Origin of the sequence: Sphingopyxis sp. P1IMeth2 (assembly GCF_900185685.1) — a bacterium.
Taxonomy (GTDB): domain Bacteria; phylum Pseudomonadota; class Alphaproteobacteria; order Sphingomonadales; family Sphingomonadaceae; genus Sphingopyxis; species Sphingopyxis terrae_A.
On sequence record NZ_FYAT01000008.1, the window covers coordinates 1 to 917 of the forward strand.

At 63.4% G+C, this 917-nt stretch carries 1 protein-coding gene; it reads left to right on the forward strand.

The window, feature by feature from the left end; genetic code table 11:
• Window positions 1-650, forward strand: a 650-nt coding sequence (locus P1IM2_RS06105; RefSeq protein WP_186401806.1) for an IS110 family transposase, incomplete at its 5' end; no start/stop codon positions are given.
• Window positions 651-917: the final 267 nt, after the last annotated feature.

A 917-nucleotide genomic window follows, 5' to 3' on the forward strand; every position in this document is an offset into this window, starting at 1 on the left:
TGCTGGTGCGGCAGCGCACCCAGCTGATCAATGCCATCCGAGGTCATCTTACCGAATATGGCTGGGTAGCGCCCAAGGGTCCCTCGCACGTCGCGATGCTCGGCGATCTGCTTGAGGACGAGATGGCCTCGTCGCTACCCGAGGCAGCCAGGTCGATGGTCCGCACGATGCTCGACCTGCTGGAGGAGCTGAACGAGAAGATCGGCGATCTCGACAAGGAGATTGCGCGGCGGGCTCGTGAGGATGCCGTCGCGAGGCGGCTTATGACGATCCCTGGGGTTGGACCGATTACGGCCACCGCATTGGCGGCTCTGGCGCCTCCAGCAGAAAGCTTCACCAAGGGCCGGGACTTTGCGGCGTGGCTAGGTCTGGCGCCAAGGCAGATGTCGACGGGCGGCAAGCAGAAGCTGGGCTCGATATCCAAAATGGGCGAGCGCACGCTGCGGCGATTGCTCATCATCGGTTGCAGTGCGGTGGTCCTGCAGGCCAGCAAGCGAGGCGCGCCTCAAGGCTCCTGGCTCGAGCAGATGATGGCGAGGAAACCGCGTATGCTGGTCACGGTTGCCCTTGCCAACAAGACAGCGCGGATCATCTGGGCCGTGCTTGTAAAGGGAGAGGATTACAGAGCTCCGGTCGCAGCCGCGGCGTAAGCCAAGGCGGACCAGAGGTCGCCGGAAGGCGTAGTCGGTCGAAGGAGAGTATGGCACAACAGTCGGCGAGACGGGGCCGGAAGAACCAGGGCTTTCCACTGTGCCGCGAGCACGCTGTGGGTGATGTGGTTCCGGTCCGCGAACTCCCATACGGGCCCGCAGCCTCCGATGCTGCATTGCAAGGCCGGACAGATGGCCGCATCCGACTACGTGCACTACCTCCAAAAATCGCTTGCGTCTTTTGGGGCGTCCACAGATGGGAAGCGG